This is a genomic window from Chromohalobacter sp. 296-RDG, from assembly GCF_029889885.1.
Lineage (GTDB): Bacteria > Pseudomonadota > Gammaproteobacteria > Pseudomonadales > Halomonadaceae > Chromohalobacter.
Genome location: NZ_JARANY010000015.1, coordinates 16926 through 34196, shown reverse-complemented (window position 1 = coordinate 34196; position 17271 = coordinate 16926). Strand labels below are relative to the sequence as shown.

At 62.1% G+C, this 17271-nt stretch carries 14 protein-coding genes; 3 read left to right on the top strand and 11 right to left on the bottom strand.

The window, feature by feature from the left end:
* Positions 1 to 92 precede the first annotated feature (92 nt).
* The 3 genes from OP495_RS08100 to OP495_RS08090 are packed head-to-tail and all read right to left on the bottom strand — an operon-like array spanning position 93 to position 2823.
* A complete protein-coding gene (locus OP495_RS08100; protein WP_280562942.1) occupies positions 93 to 623 on the bottom strand; it encodes a chromate transporter in 531 nt (176 codons plus the stop codon).
* On the bottom strand, positions 620 to 1186 hold the full coding sequence (locus tag OP495_RS08095) for a chromate transporter (RefSeq protein WP_280568462.1): 567 nt from the start codon (positions 1184 to 1186) through the stop codon (positions 620 to 622). Before OP495_RS08095 ends, OP495_RS08100 begins: the two co-directional genes overlap by 4 nt.
* Before the next feature lie 2 nt (positions 1187 to 1188).
* Positions 1189 to 2823, bottom strand: coding sequence for a gamma-glutamyltransferase family protein (locus OP495_RS08090; RefSeq protein WP_280568460.1), 1635 nt, complete (start codon positions 2821 to 2823; stop codon positions 1189 to 1191).
* A gap of 222 nt (positions 2824 to 3045) precedes the next feature.
* Between OP495_RS08090 and OP495_RS08085 the strand changes: the two genes are divergently transcribed.
* Entirely contained in the window at positions 3046 to 3729 is a 684-nt protein-coding gene (locus tag OP495_RS08085) for an FCD domain-containing protein (protein ID WP_280568458.1), read from the top strand.
* A gap of 52 nt (positions 3730 to 3781) precedes the next feature.
* On the opposite strand, the gene OP495_RS08080 is transcribed toward OP495_RS08085, so the two are convergent.
* From OP495_RS08080 to OP495_RS08065, 4 genes are all read right to left on the bottom strand, one after another.
* The gene (locus OP495_RS08080) at positions 3782 to 5158 is read right to left on the bottom strand and encodes a DEAD/DEAH box helicase (protein ID WP_280568456.1); all 1377 of its coding nucleotides are present in this window, start codon (positions 5156 to 5158) and stop codon (positions 3782 to 3784) included.
* Between the two features lie 110 nt (positions 5159 to 5268).
* Entirely contained in the window at positions 5269 to 6180 is a 912-nt protein-coding gene (locus OP495_RS08075; RefSeq protein WP_280568454.1) for a LysR substrate-binding domain-containing protein, read from the bottom strand.
* A gap of 56 nt (positions 6181 to 6236) precedes the next feature.
* The gene (locus tag OP495_RS08070; protein ID WP_280568451.1) at positions 6237 to 8273 is read right to left on the bottom strand and encodes a CocE/NonD family hydrolase; all 2037 of its coding nucleotides are present in this window, start codon (positions 8271 to 8273) and stop codon (positions 6237 to 6239) included.
* Complete coding sequence (locus tag OP495_RS08065) at positions 8270 to 9820, bottom strand: BCCT family transporter (RefSeq protein WP_280562952.1); 1551 nt, start codon at positions 9818 to 9820, stop codon at positions 8270 to 8272. The genes OP495_RS08070 and OP495_RS08065 overlap by 4 nt, the downstream gene beginning before the upstream one ends.
* Positions 9821 to 10023: 203 nt before the next feature.
* On the opposite strand from OP495_RS08065, the gene OP495_RS08060 reads away from it, so the two are divergent.
* Positions 10024 to 10230, top strand: coding sequence for a DUF3820 family protein (locus tag OP495_RS08060; protein ID WP_280562954.1), 207 nt, complete (start codon positions 10024 to 10026; stop codon positions 10228 to 10230).
* A gap of 3 nt (positions 10231 to 10233) precedes the next feature.
* Here the strand turns inward: OP495_RS08060 and OP495_RS08055 are convergent, their stop codons facing one another.
* Positions 10234 to 10719 (bottom strand): DMT family transporter, encoded by a 486-nt coding sequence (locus tag OP495_RS08055; protein ID WP_280562955.1) that lies wholly within the window; start codon positions 10717 to 10719, stop codon positions 10234 to 10236.
* Positions 10720 to 10729: 10 nt separating this feature from the next.
* Entirely contained in the window at positions 10730 to 11158 is a 429-nt protein-coding gene (locus OP495_RS08050; RefSeq protein ID WP_280562956.1) for a DMT family transporter, read from the bottom strand.
* An 85-nt stretch (positions 11159 to 11243) separates the two neighbouring features.
* Here OP495_RS08050 and OP495_RS08045 point away from each other — a divergent pair, with 85 nt between their 5' ends.
* Positions 11244 to 12173, top strand: a complete 930-nt coding sequence (locus OP495_RS08045; protein ID WP_280562958.1) for a LysR family transcriptional regulator — start codon at positions 11244 to 11246, stop codon at positions 12171 to 12173.
* Between the two features lie 165 nt (positions 12174 to 12338).
* On the opposite strand, the gene OP495_RS08040 is transcribed toward OP495_RS08045, so the two are convergent.
* Complete coding sequence (locus OP495_RS08040) at positions 12339 to 13934, bottom strand: SulP family inorganic anion transporter (protein WP_280562960.1); 1596 nt, start codon at positions 13932 to 13934, stop codon at positions 12339 to 12341.
* A gap of 957 nt (positions 13935 to 14891) precedes the next feature.
* Entirely contained in the window at positions 14892 to 17267 is a 2376-nt protein-coding gene (locus OP495_RS08035) for a TIM-barrel domain-containing protein (RefSeq protein ID WP_280568449.1), read from the bottom strand.
* Positions 17268 to 17271: the final 4 nt, after the last annotated feature.

Genomic DNA, 17271 nt, shown 5'->3' with positions numbered 1-17271 from the left:
TTCATGCATTGCGTAGTTGTCGGCTCGTAAGAGCCTTGTTGGATTCGCTCGGTATGCCGCCGAATCCGAGAACGGGCAGATCTCGCCGCTCACTACCCGAGTAGCAGGGCGCCGTAGACGAGCCCGAAACACACGACGAACGCCGGGTGTACCCGGGTCGCCAGGAGTAATACGCCGGCCACGCCACCGATGATCGCGGTGTGCACGGCGCCAGCGGTCGTCAACCCTTCGTCGAGAAAGCTCCAGGCCAGATAGGCCATCAGCGTCATCACCACCGGGCGGACCCACTGGCTCATTGATTTGACCTTGATCGAGTCGCGGTAGCGGTACAGTGTGCCCAGCGCGATCAGCATGAGTAGTAGCGACGGCGCGACGGTGGCGAAGGTGGCGATCAGCGCACCGGCGATACCGGCGACGTCGTAGCCGATGTAGCCGGCCATCTTGGTAGCGATCGGGCTGGGCAGGGCGTTACCCAGCGCCAGGGTCTCGGCGAAGGCTTGTGAGCTCATCCACCCATAGCGGCCGACCACCTCGTTCTCGATCAGCGGGATGATCGCCGGACCGCCGCCGTAACCGACGATATTGGGAATGAAGAACGCCAGGAACAGGTGCCAATAGATCATTTGTCCGTCTCGCTGGTCGTGTGCTTCGGTTCGGGACGTAGCAGTGCGGCGATCAGGATCGCGCCGATCACCAGCCCCGGATGCACGTCGAACCAGTAGATCAGCCCACCGGCGACGGCACCCATTACCAGTGTCACGAGCCAGCCGAGGCTGGCCCGCGACTTGGTGAAGAAATCCCAGGTCAGCTTGGCCATCATCACCATGACCACGGGCACCACACCCTGTCCCATGCCCTGCACCCAGCGCTGGTCGCCGTGACGCGCATAGAGGCTGAGCAGCGCGATCATTGCCACGATTATGGGCCCTATCACCGCGATGACGGCGTTGAGTGCGCCTAGACTGCCCCCGACTCGATAACCGATATAGCCGGCCATCTTGGTGGCGATCGGGCCGGGTAGGGTGTTGCCGATCGCTAGCACGTCGGCGAATGCCTCGTCGTCCATCCAGGCGTGGCGTTTGACCACCTCTTGATGAACGAGCGGGATCATCGACGGACCGCCACCGAAACCGAACAGACCGATGCGCAGGAAGGCCATGAACAACTGAGCTTGTGTCTGCAGCATGGTCATAGCACCGCGATGCTGGCGTCGGTACGCGGCTCGGTGCCGCCACAGTAGATCCCGCTGCTGGGATCGCGGATGATCACCTGCCCGCGACCGAAGCCGCGTGGATCGTGATCGATTTGCATGTCGTGACCGCGCTCAGCCATCGCTCGTACCAGCGGGGCCGGGTAGCCGTGTTCGATGCCGATGCGCTTGCCGCCCATCCACTGCCAGCGCGGTGCGTCCAGCGCGACCTGGGGGTTGAGGCCGAAGTCGATCAGGTTCATCACGACCTGGACGTGACCCTGGGGCTGCATGAAACCGCCCATCACGCCGAATGGCCCGAGCGGTGTGCCGTCGTCGCGTGTCAGAAAACCGGGAATGATGGTATGGAAGGTCTTCTTGCCCGGCGCGAGCACGTTGTCGTGGGTCGGATCGAGGCTGAAGTTGTGGCCGCGATTCTGCATCGCGATGCCGGTGCCCGGGACCACTACGCCGGAGCCGAAGCCGTGATAATTGCTCTGGATGAACGACACCATATTGCCGTCGTCATCGGCGGTGGCCAGGTAGACGGTGCCGCCGGCCTGCGGAGTGCCCGGTGTCGGATCGAGTGCCGATTCGCCGATCAGTGCGCGGCGCTCGTGCGTATAGGCGTCGCCGAGCAGCGCCTCGACGCTGTGGGTCATGTGCTCGGGCTGGGTGATATGGGTCTGCCCGTCGCTGAATGCCAGCTTCATCGCCTCGAGCTGGCGGTGCAGCACCTCGGGATTGTCGCGGCTGTCTACCCGAAAGCCCTCGAGCATGCGCAGTGCCATCAGTGCGACTAGCCCCTGGCCGTTGGGCGGAATCTCCCAGACTTTATGGCCGCGGTAGTCTGCCGCGATCGGCTCGACCCATTCTGGCTGATAAGCGGCAAGATCCGTCGCGCGCAGATAGCCGCCAGTCTCCCGCGAGAAGGCGTCGATGCGTTCGGCCAGCTCGCCGCGATAAAAGCTCTCACTGTGGCTTGCGGCGATCGCCTCCAGGGTTTGCGCCTGATCTTCGCAGCGATGCCAGTCGCCGGCGCGCGGGGCACGCCCGGTTGGTGTAAACGTCTCGAACCAGCCCGCGGTGGCGGCCTCCGTCAGATGTTCGCGGAAGGTCGTCTCGGCGCGCTGCCAGAGGCTGGCGATGACCGGCGAAACCGGGAAGCCCTCGCGGGCCAGGCGGATCGCCGGAGCGAGTAGCGTCTGGAAATCGAGTTTGCCGAAACGCCGCGACAGTTCGGCCCAGGCGGCGGGAATGCCGGGCACGGTCACCGGCGTCCAGCCGTAAAGGGGCATGTCCTCGAAGCCAGCCTCGGCGACTGCCTGTGGAGTTAGCGCGGCGGGGGCGGTACCGCTGGCGTTGAGGCCGTGGAGCTTGCCTTTGCCTGCATTGTCGTCGGCGATCCAGACCAGCGCGAAGGCATCGCCGCCGATCCCGCAACCGGTGGGTTCGACCACGGTGAGTGCCGCGGCGGTGGCGATGGCAGCGTCCACGGCGTTGCCACCCTGAGCGAGGATGTCACGGCCGATCTGGCTGGCTTGGGGCTGGGAGGCAGCGACCATGCCGTTTTGGGCGTAGGTAGCGCTGCGCTGGGAAGCGTAGGGCGTTGCCTGGGAAAAGGGCGTCAACATGCCGTCTCCGATCGATTGTTATGTTATAAATCGTTTTGAGTAAAAAAATCGATTTTGTTGAGATGACTATGGCGCGCACTTTGATTAACGTCAATATGGAATTGAGCAAAGGGCTTGTTACACAGAGGCAGAGCCTGCTCGCCAGTCGTAAACGCTCATCGCCGGCCATTACCTTTGAACTGGATAAGCCATGACCTTCGAACTTGAGAAGAGAGCCACGCCATGACCGCATCGTCATCCGTCAGCCGCGACATGGCCTCGAGCCGGATCTTCGAGACGCTCAAGCAGGACGTGATCCGCGGGCGTTTCGCGGCGGGCGAGAAGCTCGCCATCAGTGCCTTGAAAAATCACTACCAGGTCGGGCTCAGCCCACTGCGCGAGGCGCTCAACCGGCTGGCGGCCTACGGCCTGCTCGAGCAGGTCAATCAGCGTGGCTTTCGGGTGCCGGCGATGCACCTCGAGGAGCTCGACGATATCGCAGGGCTGCGCACTCAGCTCGAATGCATGGCGTTGACGCAGGCGTTTCAGGCGGGCGATTCAGAATGGGAGTCACAGGTACTGGCGGCGCACCATCGGTTGCGCCGTGCCGACGAGCATCCTGAGCGGGTGGAGGAGTGGGAGCAGGCACACCTGCGCTTTCACCGTGCGCTGCTAGCGTCGTGTGGCTCGCACTGGTTGTTACGCTTCATCGAACAGCTACACGACCAGTTCGACCGCTACCGGCGTCTGGCGCCGCCCAATCCAGCGGTGCGCAAGGCGCTCGATCGCCAGCACGGCGAACTGGTCGAACTGGCGCTGAGTCGAGACATTCGCGCTGCGCGAGCATTGCTCGATGATCACATCCGCATGTCTCATAGCGTTGCCCGCGGTTGTTGCGCGTCACCGGCATCCGACGATGCGACGTGAGCCGTTGGGCGGTGTTCTCGCCACGACTCATCGTATCAACACCTAATGTGGCTCATGCCTTGCCTTGGGTGCCGTTACCGCGACCCTGTCCGCCGCGACGACGGCGCGGGCGGTTTGCGCCGCCATCATTGCGATTGCGTGAGGCACTATCGTTGCGTGAGCTGCTGTTGCGTGAGTCGTTACCGCTTGAGTTGCTGCCACCGCGACGTTGAGCATTGTCGCGTCCGTTACCGTTGCGCTGCCCGCCGCCGCTATTGCCACTGCGTGGGCTGGTACCCTTGCCGCTGATGAGGGCTTCGCTGGGTTCGAAGCCGGCGATGGTTTGGCGTTCCAGTGGCTGGCGAATCAGTCGCTCGATCCCTGCGAGTTCCTTGCCCTCTTCGGGGCTGACCAGCGACACCGCTTGGCCGCTGGCGCCGGCACGTCCGGTACGTCCGATACGGTGGACGTAGTCCTCGGCGACATTGGGCAGCTCGAAATTGACCACTTGCGGAAGCTGGTCGATATCGAGGCCACGCGCGGCGATATCGGTCGCCACCAGCACACGAATCTCGCCGCTCTTGAAGCCGTCGAGGGCTTTGGTGCGCGCATTCTGGCTCTTGTTGCCGTGAATGGCCGCTGCCTCGATGCCGGCGTCTTCGAGCTGGCGACTCAGGCGGTTGGCGCCATGCTTGGTACGCATGAAGACCAGCACTTGCTGCCACTGATTCTCGTGGATCAGGTGCGTGAGCAGCGCCGGTTTGCGTGTCTTGTCGACCGGGTGAATCCACTGCGTGACCGTCTCGGCGGTGGTGTTGCGCGGTGTGACCGAGATTTCCACCGGGTCGTTGACCATGCCTTTGGCGAGGCTACGGATTTCCTGCGAGAAGGTTGCCGAGAACATCAGGTTCTGACGCTTGGCGGGCAGTGTCTTGAGGATGCGACGGATATCGTGAATGAAGCCCATGTCGAGCATGCGATCGGCTTCGTCCATCACCAGCACCTCCAGCGCCTCGAAGCTCACGGCGTTCTGGCTATATAGATCCAGCAGTCGACCCGGCGTTGCTACCAGGATATCGACCCCACCGCGTAGCTTGGCGATTTGCGGGTTGACCTTCACGCCGCCGAAGACCACGGCGCTGCGTAGCGGCAAGTGCTTGCCGTATGCCTCGATATTGGCGCCGATCTGGGCGGCCAGCTCGCGGGTCGGCGTGAGAATCAGTGCACGTACCTGCTTGGCGGGCGCGCGCGTGCCGGAAGAGAGGCGTTGGAGGATCGGCAGCGTGAAGCCGGCGGTCTTGCCGGTGCCTGTCTGGGCGGCCGCCATCACGTCGCGTCCCTCGAGAACGGCGGGGATCGCTTTGGCTTGAATCGGTGAGGGTGTCTCGTAGCCTTGCTCGGCCACGGCATCCAGAATCGGAGCGGAAAGCCCCAAGGAGGTAAAGCTCATTAAATCGTCTCGGTGGCTGCGAAGTGGGCCAGAGTAGGCGGGCAGCGGGCGTGCAGCTTACCGGATATGATCCAGGCATGCCACTTTAGGCGTATAGCCGCAGGCACTGCTCAAGCGGTGTTCAGGACCCAGGCCCGAAATGCACGCATGGGCTCGGTCAGGTGACGATGTTGCGGAGTGAACAGTGACAGAGCCCCCCGACTGGGCAGCGTATGGGGTAGTACCTGGACCAGGTTGCGCTGTGCCAGATCCGCCTCGAGCAGGCGTTTCCAGCCCAGAGTGACGCCTTGTCCGGCCAAGGTGGCATTCATCAGCAATTGGAAGCTGTTGGCACGCAGGCTGTGTTCCGGTGCATGCCATCTCAGCCCTTGCGCCTGATACCAGTTTTCCCAGGTCAGCCAGTCGTGGTAGTGATCTTCCACCACCATCAGAGTATGGCGCGCAAGCAGGTCATCAGCATCGCGGATGTCACCATGACGGGCCAGGTAGGCCGGGCTGCATACGGCGGCGACCTCTTCGTGGGAAAAGATCGCCTCGGCACCAAGGCCGGGCGGATCGACTTCACGCGGCACATGGTAATAGATACCCAGATCGAACTCGGCAAGGTCCAGGCGATGCGGGTCCTCGACGGTCAGGATGCGGATTTCGATGTGCGGATGGGCGCGCTGGAAGTCGGGAAGCTGCCGCGCCAGCCAGATCGAGGCGATGGTGGGGCTGGACGCCAACGTCAACTGGCGATCATCGCCACGACGACGCAGGCGCGCCGTTTCGTCGCGTAGATCACGCAAAAGGCGTTGCACCACGCGAAAGTAATGCTCGCCGGCGGGTGTCAGGCGCAAGCCTTCGTAATGACGCTCGAACAGCGGTCGGCCCAGGTCGTCCTCGAGCCGTTTGATCTGACGGCTGACGGCGCTCTGGGTCAAGCTGAGCTCGTTGCCGGCTTGCGTGAAGCTGGCATGTCGCGCGGCGGCCTCGAAGGCACGCAGACAAGACAAGGGGGGAAGCGCATCGCGAGTAGGCATGAAAGCATCCGGAACCGAGTTCTCTCGGTCCCGGAGCATAACATGCAACCTGCCGGTCAGAGGGCCGTGCGTGGAATCTTCCGTTCCCATCGTTTATCGCTGATCAACGTCTCGCCCTCATGGGCGATCTGCTCGGCGTTGAGGTAAAAGGTCTGCGCGTCGCAATGCAGGTGATAACGGCTCACCACCTCGACCGCGAATTGATCGTTGTTGACGTTCTGACCCTCGCCCCGGCTGGCACGGTAGACCCACTCGATATCAGCACGCGTCTGTGTGGCATCAGTCGGATGGCTGGTATAGACCTCCTTGGCCTTCTGCTCGACGCGTAGACCGTGATCTTCGAAGCGAATGTCGCCCATGTCGTCCTCGACGGTCACGGTGACCTCACCGCTGCCGACGTCCTCGCTGATGGTACGCTTGGGCTGCCCTGAGCGTAGCGTCTCGACGCGACACGGCGCGGCACTTTCAGGCGCTTCGAACGGCATCGGGATGTAAGCCGCTTTTGAGCATGGCAGCTCGAGCGTCGGCATGCCCGATTGGAGGGTCAGGTCGGCGCGCTTTTGGGGCGACCATACCAGCGGGAAGCTGGCGCTGGAGAGCGCCACGCGCAGGCGGTGTCCCGGGGGCAGGCGATAGCCGATCAGATCCAGCGGCACGCGAACGTCCATTGGCTCGCCCGGCACCGGTGGCGTGATCGTGCCGGGATCGTCACGCAGGTTGAGGTTGAGCGTGCCGTAGGTGATCAACGCGCTTTCGCCGCTGGGGGCCACATCGCACAGGCGCACGTGCAGTTGACCGCATGCCTCGGTGCTGGTGACCGATACCGCAAGCGTCGGCTGGCCGAGAATATCGACGCCTTCGATGTAGGGCGCGGAGTCGAAGGTCAATGACAGGCCGTCATCGCGGCGCTGATCGGTCGGGAAGTCGGCGCCGAACCACAGCGGGATGTATTCGCCCTGCAGCGAGCCTGCGGTCAGCGGCGAAGCGATTTGCCGATCGTTGCTCAATCGGCCGTTGGTTCCGAGGCCGTGATCGCCGAGCACCAGGGGCTGCGTCTCGATCTCGTCGCTGGGCGCTGGCCAGGCGGAGGTTCGCACCCACTTCCCGGGGCGCTCGAGATACTTGGGCGCCGGCGGCACGCCGTCCTGCAGATAAAAGGTGCAGGGCGGCTCGTCCATGATTCCGGTGTCGACGTCCTTGAGCCAGTAATCCCACCAGCGCAGCGCCTCCTGCAGGAAGCCGATGGCCGGATCAGGGATCGCAAAGTGCGGGTATTTGTGCATCCAGGGCCCGATCAGCGCCTTCTTAGGGCACGACAGATGCTCCATCATGCGCGGAATGGTATCGATGTAGGAATCGGCCCAGCCGCTGATCATGTAGACGGCCGCTTCGATATCGTCATAGTTCTCGCAGATCGAACCGTGTTTCCAGTAGTCGTCGCGATGCTGATGCTCGAGCCAGGTTTCCGCCAGCAGCGGCATGTTGTCGAGGCGGTGCTTCCACATCTCGCGCCACCGATCGCCGACCAGCGCTGGATCTGGCACGGCGGCGGAGAAGCTCAGCATGGTCGCCGCCCAGCCGAGATTCTCCAGCAGCATGTTGCCGCCCTTGTAGTGGATGTCGTCGGCGTAGCGGTCGTCGGTGGAGCACAGCGTGATGATCGCCTTGAGTGGCTCGGGGCGCAGCGCGGCGAGTTGCAGGCTATTGAAGCCACCCCAGGAGATGCCCATCATGCCGAGCTTGCCATCGCACCAGGGCTGCGCGGCGATCCATTCGATGACTTCCAACGCATCACGTTGCTCCTGTGGGGCGTACTCATCCTCCATCAGGCCGTCGGATTCACCGTTGCCGCGCATATCCACGCGAATGCTGGCATAGCCGTGACCGGCGAAGTAGGGATGGGTTAGCTCGTCGCGCACCGCCGTACCGTCGCGTTTGCGGTAGGGCAGGTACTCGAGGATCGCCGGTACGGGCTTCGATTCGGCGTCCTCAGGCAGCCAGATGCGGGCTGCCAGCCGAGTCCCATCGGCCAGCACGATCCATTGATTCTCGATCTCGCGCACGCGGTGTGGAAAGTCGAGCTTGATGTTCATGTGTCGTCCTTGGAGGCGTGAGAAGAGTGAGGCGGTGTCGCGAGGCGCTCAGGATGTTTCAACCAGCGCCATAGCGAGCCCGTGGCGAGCAGTACGACGATCAGCGCGGGCAGGCCACCGAGATTGGAGAGCATCTTGATGCCGTCGATCCCCACGAAACTGACCATGACCCAGGACACGATGCCGACGATGACGCCCCACAGGATTTTCATCGACACGCCGGTATTGAGATCCGAGTCGGCGGTCAGGCCGCGTGTGCACAGATTGCCGATGGCATCGGTCTGCGAGTCCGCCGCTGTGACGTAAGAGATGTAGGCGATGAACAGCAGCAAGGGAATCCAGATGCCGGCGAAAGGCATTTGCCGGAAGAGCTCGTACAGCACGTTCTCCACGCCGCGATCGTTGAGAATGGCATGCAGGTCGATGCCGGTATGCGCCTGATAATAGAGCGCCGCGCCGGAGAAGATGATCACCCAGACGGAGGCGAAAAGGGCCGGATAGAACAGGTTGACCCTGAGGAACTCGCGCACTGTATAGCCGCGTGAAATCTTGCCCAGGAACAGGGCCGCCATGGGTGCCCAGGCGAACCATACCGCCCAATAGAAGATCGACCACCACTGTGGCCACTGATCCTCGCCGGCGGCCCCGGTGAATAGGCTCTTGGTGAAGAAGCCGTCGAGATAGACGCCGAAGGACTCCACGCCCAGCGAGAGCATGAAACTCGTCGGGCCTATCACGAAGATGAAAATACCGAGAATCGCGAGCAATACGGCATTCAGCGACGAGAGGCGCGCAATGCCTTTCTGCAAGCCGCTAGCCGCCGAGATCACGAACGTCACCACGATCAGAGCGATGACCACGCCCAGGCGCAGCGGACTGGCGTCGCCGCCCAGATATTGTCCCGCGCCGCCGGCCAGCGTCAGCGCGCCGGTGCCCAGCGACGAGGCCATGCCGGCCACCAGTGCGTAGAGCGAGACGGCGTCGATCAAGCCGCCGAAGCGCTTGACCTTGGGTCCGAAGACGGGCTCCAGCATGCTCGAGATCGAGAAACGCAGGCGCAGATTGTAGAACGCCAGCGCGAAGATCAGTGCCGGCACGGCATAAATGGCATAAGGCGTGAACGACCAGTGCAGAAACATGGTCGACATCGCGAACAGCATGGCATCGCTGGAGCCAGCTTCCAGACCTAGCGACTCGGGGGGCCCCATGAAGTGATAAAGCGGCTCGGCGGTGGTCCAGAACAACACGCCCACGGCGAGAGTGGTGCACAAGGTGATCGAGAACCAGCGCAGCCGTGACAGCATGGGCGTTGCCTGCTCGCCGCCGATACGCAATTTACCCAGCGGCGAGAAATAAACGACGACGGCCAACACCAGCAGGTACAGGCTGCCCAGGCTGAAGAGCCACGCAAAGTTATCCAGAATGGCATCGTTGAGCGCGCTGGTGGTCGCCAGGAAGGCATCGAGATTGACGTAGCTGGCGATTACCGCCGCCAGCAGCACCAGGAAGGTTGGCCAGAAAACCAAGGGTCGTAGCGATGTTTGCATCACCCAGTCTCCGTTTGTCGTTATCGTGTGGCGTCATGCGCTAATATCATGACTTGCCACTCTACCGACACACGGGGCGCAACACTCAAACGCTACTTGGTAATGGGGGTATGCATGAAACGCATGGCATGCGCGTCATGGCGACGTGTACTGCCGCGTCCGTTAGCATGACTCCTTAGAGACGTTACGCGAGAAGCCCCGACATGAATCCCGAAGACCTGCAACAGCTCACTACCCGCAAGATGCCTTTCGGCAAATACGAAGGTCAGCTGATCGCTGACCTTCCGGGTCCCTACCTGGCCTGGTTTGCCCGACAAGGTTTCCCGCAGGGGGAAATCGGGCGGCTGCTCGCCCTGATGCACGAGGTCGACCACAACGGTCTCAACGCGCTACTTGAGCCGCTGCGCTGAGTGTCATTCTGTGGCCGGCGCCGTCGAAGCCGTCACCTGCCGCCGCCGCGTATTGCTCAGATAAATCAGCACCAGGGCGCCGGCGAGCATGGCCAGAGCCGTATACCGAGAGGCATCCAGCGGCATGGCGGTGTTGCCCAGCCAGCCGAAGTTGTCGATCAGCACGCTCATCAGCAACTGACCGGAAATCGTCGCGACGGTGGCGGCTGCGGTGCCAACGCGGGGAACGGCGAAGACGATGATGAGCATATAAACCACCCCGAACAGAGCACCCATCAATTGCCATTTGGGTACCGTGAACAGGGTCTCGCTATGTGCGGGCTCAAAGAAGAACATCAGCAGGAACGTCACCAGCGCTCCCGAGACGAAAGTCAGCCAGGCGCTTTCCAACACGCCGATATTGGCGCCGAGACGCCCGTTGATTGATGATTGCGCGGCGAGGGCCGCGCCGCCGACGAGAAGCACGAGAAAGACGATTATCAGTAGCATGGGAATCTCCTTAATGCATGAGCCAGAGAGCGGCGATGATCAACGCCAGGGCGAGGATGCGGTACCCGTCGACGGCACGGCGCTCGCTACCCAGCAGGCCAAAATGATCGATGACCAGGCTGGCAGCGACCTGCCCGCTGAGAATGCCGATCATGGTAGTGCCGACCCCCACGATGGGCGTAGCGATGGTGAGTACGACAACGTACACCGGACCGAGAATGCCGCCGGTCAGTAGCCAACGGGGTTGCTGGAAGAGCTGGCCGATTCGGGACCGGCTGAAAATCAATGCCAGAGTCAATAACAGCCCGCCGACGAGAAAAATCGACAGGGTTGCCGAGAAGTGACCGACTTCCTCTCCTAAGGGGCCGAGCAAGCCAGCTTCCATGGATAAGCCCATACCACCTAGCAGTACGGCTAATAATATAACGATAGTTTTCATGGTCGGATCTCCTTGAACGGCTGGTGACGATAAAGAGTTGCTTTTATCGCTACAATGGGGATATTTGGCATAAGTGAATTGCAATATGAGCAACTCGATTTCATTGGTAGCATTGCGCTTGTTCGTACGCGTGGCAGCGACGGAGAGTTTCGCGACGGCGGCGCGCCAGCAGGGGCTGCCGGCGTCGTCGGTGTCGCGGCATATCGCGGCGCTCGAGAAAGCGCTGGGCCAGCGGCTGTTGTATAGGCACACGCGCGCGGTGCGGCTCACGGAGGTGGGTGAGCGGTATTACCAACAAGTGCGAGAGATACTGGATACGCTGGATATCGCTACGGAACAGGCGGCGGGTGAGGCGACGCACCCCCAAGGGTTGCTACGCATCAATGCGCCGGTGGCGTTCGGGCGGCGGCATATCGCGCCGCAACTGGCGAACTTCCAGCGTGCGTATCCCAATATCGAGACAGAGTTGACACTCAGCGATGCCTTCATCGACCCGGTGCAGGAAGGTGTCGATGTCGTGGTGCGGGTGGGCGCTCTTAACGACTCCAGTCTTGTCGCGCGGCGGCTGGCGAATCAGCATTTTGTCGTGTGCGCCTCGCCGGAATACCTCGAACACTGGGGAGTGCCGGCGACACCAGACGCACTGTCGGAGCACAACTGTTTGATCTACAAGGGCACGCGCGGCAAGCAACCGTGGTATTTCCGCGATTCGGGGGCGCGTAAATACCGTATTAGGGAAGTACGTGGCAACTTGCGCAGCAACAACGCGGAAAGCCTGCTTGAAGCGGCCTTGCAGGGGCAGGGCATCGTGCTGTTTCCGACCTGGTTGATTCACGAGGAACTCAGTGTCGGGCGATTGGTGCCGATTCTGTCGGCGTGGGAAGCGTCCGGTGAGCCGGCGCCTCAAGGCATCCACGCCATCTTCCCGGAAAACCGCCTGCGCTCCTCCAAGGTGGCGGCTTTCCTAGAGACGTTGCAAGGTGCGATAGGCGAGCCGCCGTATTGGGATGCCTGATGTCCGTTGTCCACCTCACACGGAAGGCGGTATCTCTGGTCCGCAGACACCAGGCAATAGTTGCGCCACGCTGTCGGGCGTTCGCCGGAGCCGCTGCCAGACAGTTTGGCGCTTTCGCGCTAGCCCTGAGCGATCATCACGTCAAGGGCCCCGGTAGCGCGGTGATCAGTTCGGTTCGGCCTGATGGCCATCCCAGTGGGTATCTTGGGCCGATATGGGCTCGGCCGCTCGACGCTTGTGGGCCTCTGTATAAGTCGCCGTATGACGATCCAGGCCGCGCAGTTCCACCGTGATGCCGCGCTTGGGGGCTCCACCGATGAAATGTGTGAGATCCTCCCGGATGTCTGGATCGATGAATTGAGTGGCCGAGGCGTCGATCACGAGATGACCGTCGTCCGGTACCCGCGACAGGAAGTGGCGCAGCGATTGGCGATTGAGGAACGAGACCTCGCTGTTGAAACGCAGCAGCGCGAAATCGCCCTGCGTCGTCATCGACATGGCCGAGCGATAGTGCGCCCGGATCAGGAAGTACAGCGCCACCACGATGCCCATCAGCACGCCGATCAATAGATCGGTGGCCAGGATCGCGACGATAGTCACGACGAACGGAATGAACCGTTGCCAACCCGCGCGATATTGCGCGGCGATCAGCGCCGGCTTGGTCAGTTTATAGCCGGTGAACAGTAGGATCGCGGCCAGTGCGGACAGCGGTATCGTCTCCAGCGCGAAGGCTAGAAACGCCACCGACACCAGCAGCAGTAGGCCGTGCACGAAGCTGGCCAGAGGGGTCCGACCGCCGGCCTGGACGTTGGCCGAGCTACGTACGACCACCGCCGTCATCGGTAGGCCGCCGATCAGACCACAGAGCGTATTGCCCATGCCCTGAGCACACAGCTCGCGATGCGTCGATGACTTGCGGCCCATCGGGTCCATTTCGTCGACGGCCTCGACGCTGAGCAGCGTCTCGAGGCTGGCTACCAGTGCAATGGTGATGGCCGATAGGTAGATGCCCGGCGCCAGCCAATAGCTCAAATCCGGGGATTCCAGCGAAGCCAGCAGCGAGGCCGGTCCTTCCAGATCGGGCAGGCTGACGTACTGCTCGGGCGACAACGCGAATCCGGTCCCAGACGCCTGCACGGCCAAGCTCATAAGCACACCGACGATTACCGCCAACAGTGGCGGTGGTATGATCGCTAGCTTCGGGTAGCGCTTGGCCAGCGGTGTCTCGAAGAACGCCAGAATCGTCAGACAGACGAGCGTGATGGTTAGCGCTATTGGCGAGAAGCCATCGGCGAGCAGTCCTGGCGTGGTGATGCCGGCCTCGGTATCGGCCCCGTGGCCGATGGCTAGCGGTACTTGGGTGCCGATTAGGATCAGGCCAATACCGGCCAGCATGCCCTTGATTACGCCCGAAGGCACGAAAGCGCCGATGATGCCCATGCGGGCAAAACCGAGGCCGATCTGAATCAGGCCGGCGAGTACGGTCGCATAAAGTAGGCCACCATAGCCGTATTGCTCGATTATACCGAGCACGATGGCTGTCAGGCCGGCGGCAGGCCCCGACACGGATAGCGGCGAGCCGCTGGCGAGGGCGACGATAAGCCCCCCGACCATGCCGGTGATCAGGCCTGCCAGCGGTGGTGCGCCCGAGGCAATGGCGATGCCTAGACACAGTGGTATGGCGACAAAGAATACGACCACGCCGGCGCGTATATCGCGCCCCAGGTACCGGGTATTGAAAAACGAAGCGTTGCTGGACATGAAAAAACTCGTTAGGGCGCTTGGCAGAACCAGGCGCCGGAACTTTGAAAATTCGTTAGCGGGGCATTGGGCGGCTCGGCTGGCGCCGTCGGGCGCCTTCGCTCGTTCTCTATCATCTCGTAGTGCGCCACGACAGGCTTCAGAGAGGCATCGATATATGCCAGGCCGGTCGGCTCGCCCGAGCAGGCGGCATCCATTCAGCCTTCATGGCCACAGACAATGATATAGCGTACCCCCAGAGCTGAAATGGCGTATTCCAGCGCGCTCAGAAACGTTGGGTCCTCGATGGCCGACGTTGCGATGCACGAACAGATCGCCCGGTGAGGCGTTGCACAGTTGTTCGGCCGGAACCCGACTACCGGAACAGCCGATCCAGAACACTTCGGGGGAGTGATTGGCTTGTAGCCGATCACAGTAGTTGGAATCCCAGCTTAGCATTGAGTCGACCCAGGCCTGATTCTCGAGGAAAGCGCGTTCATCAAACTGCATGGTTAGAAGTCCTCGTATGATCTTGGAGGATGAAGCGTCATGCACGTCAAATAATCTACGACGATTATATTAAACGCAAGTCATGTCCTCGTATAGCCAGACAATTTTAAATTCAATGAGTTCAGTGAGTTAATATTCTTTTCATAAAATTACAATAAATAATATTTTCGATAAATATCGCTTTTGCTGCGGTAGATTGTTGCTTGTATATTAGTCGTGTGGGGTATTAAATACCGATGCAAAATCCTAGACTCGCTGCCAATGATATGGACAAGAGAGTAGTCCGAATCAGCGAATTGTGGAGCGGCGTAAATAAGAGGCGGGATCAACAATCCGCAGGCTGCCGATATCTTTTGCCACACGTTAGTGAGCGAGCGCCGTTCACGATGAGGCCGCTGCTGATGGATAACGGCATAGGCACCTCTAATCCCTTTCCAACGTTGCGTGTTACTCAGGACGGCTGGCGAGCTACAGCGGACGAGACTCCCCCGGAGCGGTGCGCTCACCGTTGACGTAAAGCGATCGCGTATCACCGTTCGGCAGTTCGACGCGAAAGCCGTCGTAAGCGGGGCGATAGCTTCCCTCGTGACGCCAGTCGAGACGAATCGATTCGGCGTCGCAGGTCAGGGTCACGTGAGTTACGAGGGTGCCCGCGCCTTCGCCGAGGATGCTCTCGCCGTCGTCGTCGAAGAGTGTGACGGTACGCGTTCCGCTCGCGTCGAACGGATAGACGCGCAGCGCGCGGATATCGTCCCTGGTCGCATTGACATGAGCGAGGCGGTCGGCGGTGGCGACGATCCCGCCGGCGCGCACGAACAGCGGCAGATGTGTGAGCGGGGCATCGACAACGAACTCGCGTCCACCTTCCAGGCAGGCGCCGCCCTCGAAGGTATACCAGCCGCAGCCGTTATCCGGTAGATGCAGCCGCCGGGTGCGAGCGCCCGGCTCCATTACCGTTGCCACCAGAAGCTCTTCGCCGAGTAGGAATTCGTCGTTCTCGGCGAAGGTCGCCGGATCGTTCTCGTGGTCGAGGAAGGTGGGACGGATCATCGGCTCGAGTTCGACATGCGCGCGCCACGCCACGCTGTAGAGGTAGGGCAGCAGCCGATAGCGCAGGTGGATCGCCTCGCGCACGCCATCAAGCACTTCGGGATACATCCACGGCTCGTTGACGGTGCCATCGTCGTTCCAGGAGTGGATGGTGAAGCGCGGGTGCATCACGCCGTTCTGCACCCAGCGTAGGAACAGCTCCGGATCGGGGCGCGGGCCGGCGAAACCGCCGACGTCGTGGCCGACGTTGGAAATGCCGCTCAGCGCAAGCCCCAGGCCCATGCGCTGGTTGTAGCGCAGCGTTGGCCATTCGGTGCGGTTGTCCCCGGACCAGGTCTGGGCGTAGCGCTGCAGCCCCGGTCCGCCGGAGCGGGTGATCAAAAACGGGCGCCGTGTGGGGGCATGCGCGAGCTGGGCCTCTTGGGAGGCGCGCACCATCAACAGCGAAAGCACCGGCTTGGCTACCGAGGCGGGCAGCGGCTCACCGAAGCCGTCGAGACGTGCCTCGCGATCGACGATCTCGAACTCGTTGTTGTCGTTCCAGGTGCTGTCGATCCCCAGCGACAGCAGCTTGTCGTCGACGTTGTGTTTCCACCAGTCGACCGTCGCCTGACGCGTGAAGTCCAGGTGCGAGCCGGCGGCATCCCAGAACGGCGAGGTCTCCGCCTCACCGCTGTCGGAATCCGTGACGAACAGCCGGTTCTCGTTCGCCTTGGCGTAGGTCGGGTGATCGGCCAGCAGACATGGCTTAATGTTAGCGATCAGGTGCATGCCGGCATCGCGGAACGTCTTCACCATCGCCGCCGGGTCCGGCACCTTGTCGCGGTTCCAGGTGAAGACGTAGCGCTTGTCACCGATGGAGGAGTAGCCCGAGGAGAGCTGGAATGAGTCGCAGGGGATGTCGTGCTCGCGACAGAGAGCGACGAATTCGCCGAGCCGCTCCTGAGCGTTGGGGGCATCGGTGTAGTGCATCGTCGAGCCGGAGTAGCCGAATGACCACTTCGGGCCGAAGGCGACGCCGCCAGTGAGACCGGTGAACGACTTGACCACGTCGAGCACCCGCTCGCCGAGGAGGAACCAGAGATCGAGATCGCCATCCTCGGCGCGAAACGCGCGATAGGGCGCGTGGTAGTTGTCGAGCTCGTTGCCGAGATCGATCCGCGAGGTGGCGAGGTTGTCGTAGAAGAGGCCGTAGGCGAAACCGTCGTCGCGCCGCGTGATAGTGAACGGCACATGCTTGTAGAGCGGGTCGGTGGACTCGGCGCGATAGCCCATGGCGTCGAGCGTGCGCATCTCGTAGCGTCGCCCCGAGCGCTCCAGGTTGCCGCTCTTCTCGCCGAGGCCGTAGTAGCGCTCGTCATCGAAGCGCCGCAGATAGTGTTCGACACCCTGGCCGCGGCGCGCCACTGCCACGCCGCCGGTGGCGCGGTCCTCGGCGAGGGCGGTCCAGGCGTCGTCGCCCTCGGCGCGCGCGGACCAGGTCAGCTTGAACGGGTGGGCGACGTGCAATTTGAGCCGTGTAGTTTCCACGCTGACGCCGTCGTCGTGTTCGGTTAACGTCCAGGCCGGCGGGATGAAACCTTCGCCGGAGAGGCGCTCGCGTCCCTCCCAGGGGAGCGTGCCGTCGGGATCGATCGACCAGGTGCGCCCGGGACGCGGAGCGTCGGGCCGATGCACGAAAACGCGAAAGAGCGACTCGCCGAAGATAAAGATGACGACCTGGCGGTCGCCTGCGTCGAGCACGATTCGGTCGCTGTCGACCGCGTTGAGCGACCAGTCGGTGAGAAAACGCATGCAG

What these genes read in the sequence shown, in the direction of transcription:
- OP495_RS08100 (WP_280562942.1), bottom strand. Translation starts at nt 623, where the DNA reads ATGATCTATTGGCACCTGTTCCTGGCGTTCTTCATTCCCAATATCGTC.
- OP495_RS08095 (WP_280568462.1), bottom strand. Translation starts at nt 1,186, where the DNA reads ATGCTGCAGACACAAGCTCAGTTGTTCATGGCCTTCCTGCGCATCGGT.
- OP495_RS08090 (WP_280568460.1), bottom strand. Translation starts at nt 2,823, where the DNA reads ATGTTGACGCCCTTTTCCCAGGCAACGCCCTACGCTTCCCAGCGCAGC.
- OP495_RS08085 (WP_280568458.1), top strand. Translation starts at nt 3,046, where the DNA reads ATGACCGCATCGTCATCCGTCAGCCGCGACATGGCCTCGAGCCGGATC.
- OP495_RS08080 (WP_280568456.1), bottom strand. Translation starts at nt 5,158, where the DNA reads ATGAGCTTTACCTCCTTGGGGCTTTCCGCTCCGATTCTGGATGCCGTG.
- OP495_RS08075 (WP_280568454.1), bottom strand. Translation starts at nt 6,180, where the DNA reads ATGCCTACTCGCGATGCGCTTCCCCCCTTGTCTTGTCTGCGTGCCTTC.
- OP495_RS08070 (WP_280568451.1), bottom strand. Translation starts at nt 8,273, where the DNA reads ATGAACATCAAGCTCGACTTTCCACACCGCGTGCGCGAGATCGAGAAT.
- OP495_RS08065 (WP_280562952.1), bottom strand. Translation starts at nt 9,820, where the DNA reads ATGCAAACATCGCTACGACCCTTGGTTTTCTGGCCAACCTTCCTGGTG.
- OP495_RS08060 (WP_280562954.1), top strand. Translation starts at nt 10,024, where the DNA reads ATGAATCCCGAAGACCTGCAACAGCTCACTACCCGCAAGATGCCTTTC.
- OP495_RS08055 (WP_280562955.1), bottom strand. Translation starts at nt 10,719, where the DNA reads ATGCTACTGATAATCGTCTTTCTCGTGCTTCTCGTCGGCGGCGCGGCC.
- OP495_RS08050 (WP_280562956.1), bottom strand. Translation starts at nt 11,158, where the DNA reads ATGAAAACTATCGTTATATTATTAGCCGTACTGCTAGGTGGTATGGGC.
- OP495_RS08045 (WP_280562958.1), top strand. Translation starts at nt 11,244, where the DNA reads ATGAGCAACTCGATTTCATTGGTAGCATTGCGCTTGTTCGTACGCGTG.
- OP495_RS08040 (WP_280562960.1), bottom strand. Translation starts at nt 13,934, where the DNA reads ATGTCCAGCAACGCTTCGTTTTTCAATACCCGGTACCTGGGGCGCGAT.
- OP495_RS08035 (WP_280568449.1), bottom strand. Translation starts at nt 17,267, where the DNA reads ATGCGTTTTCTCACCGACTGGTCGCTCAACGCGGTCGACAGCGACCGA.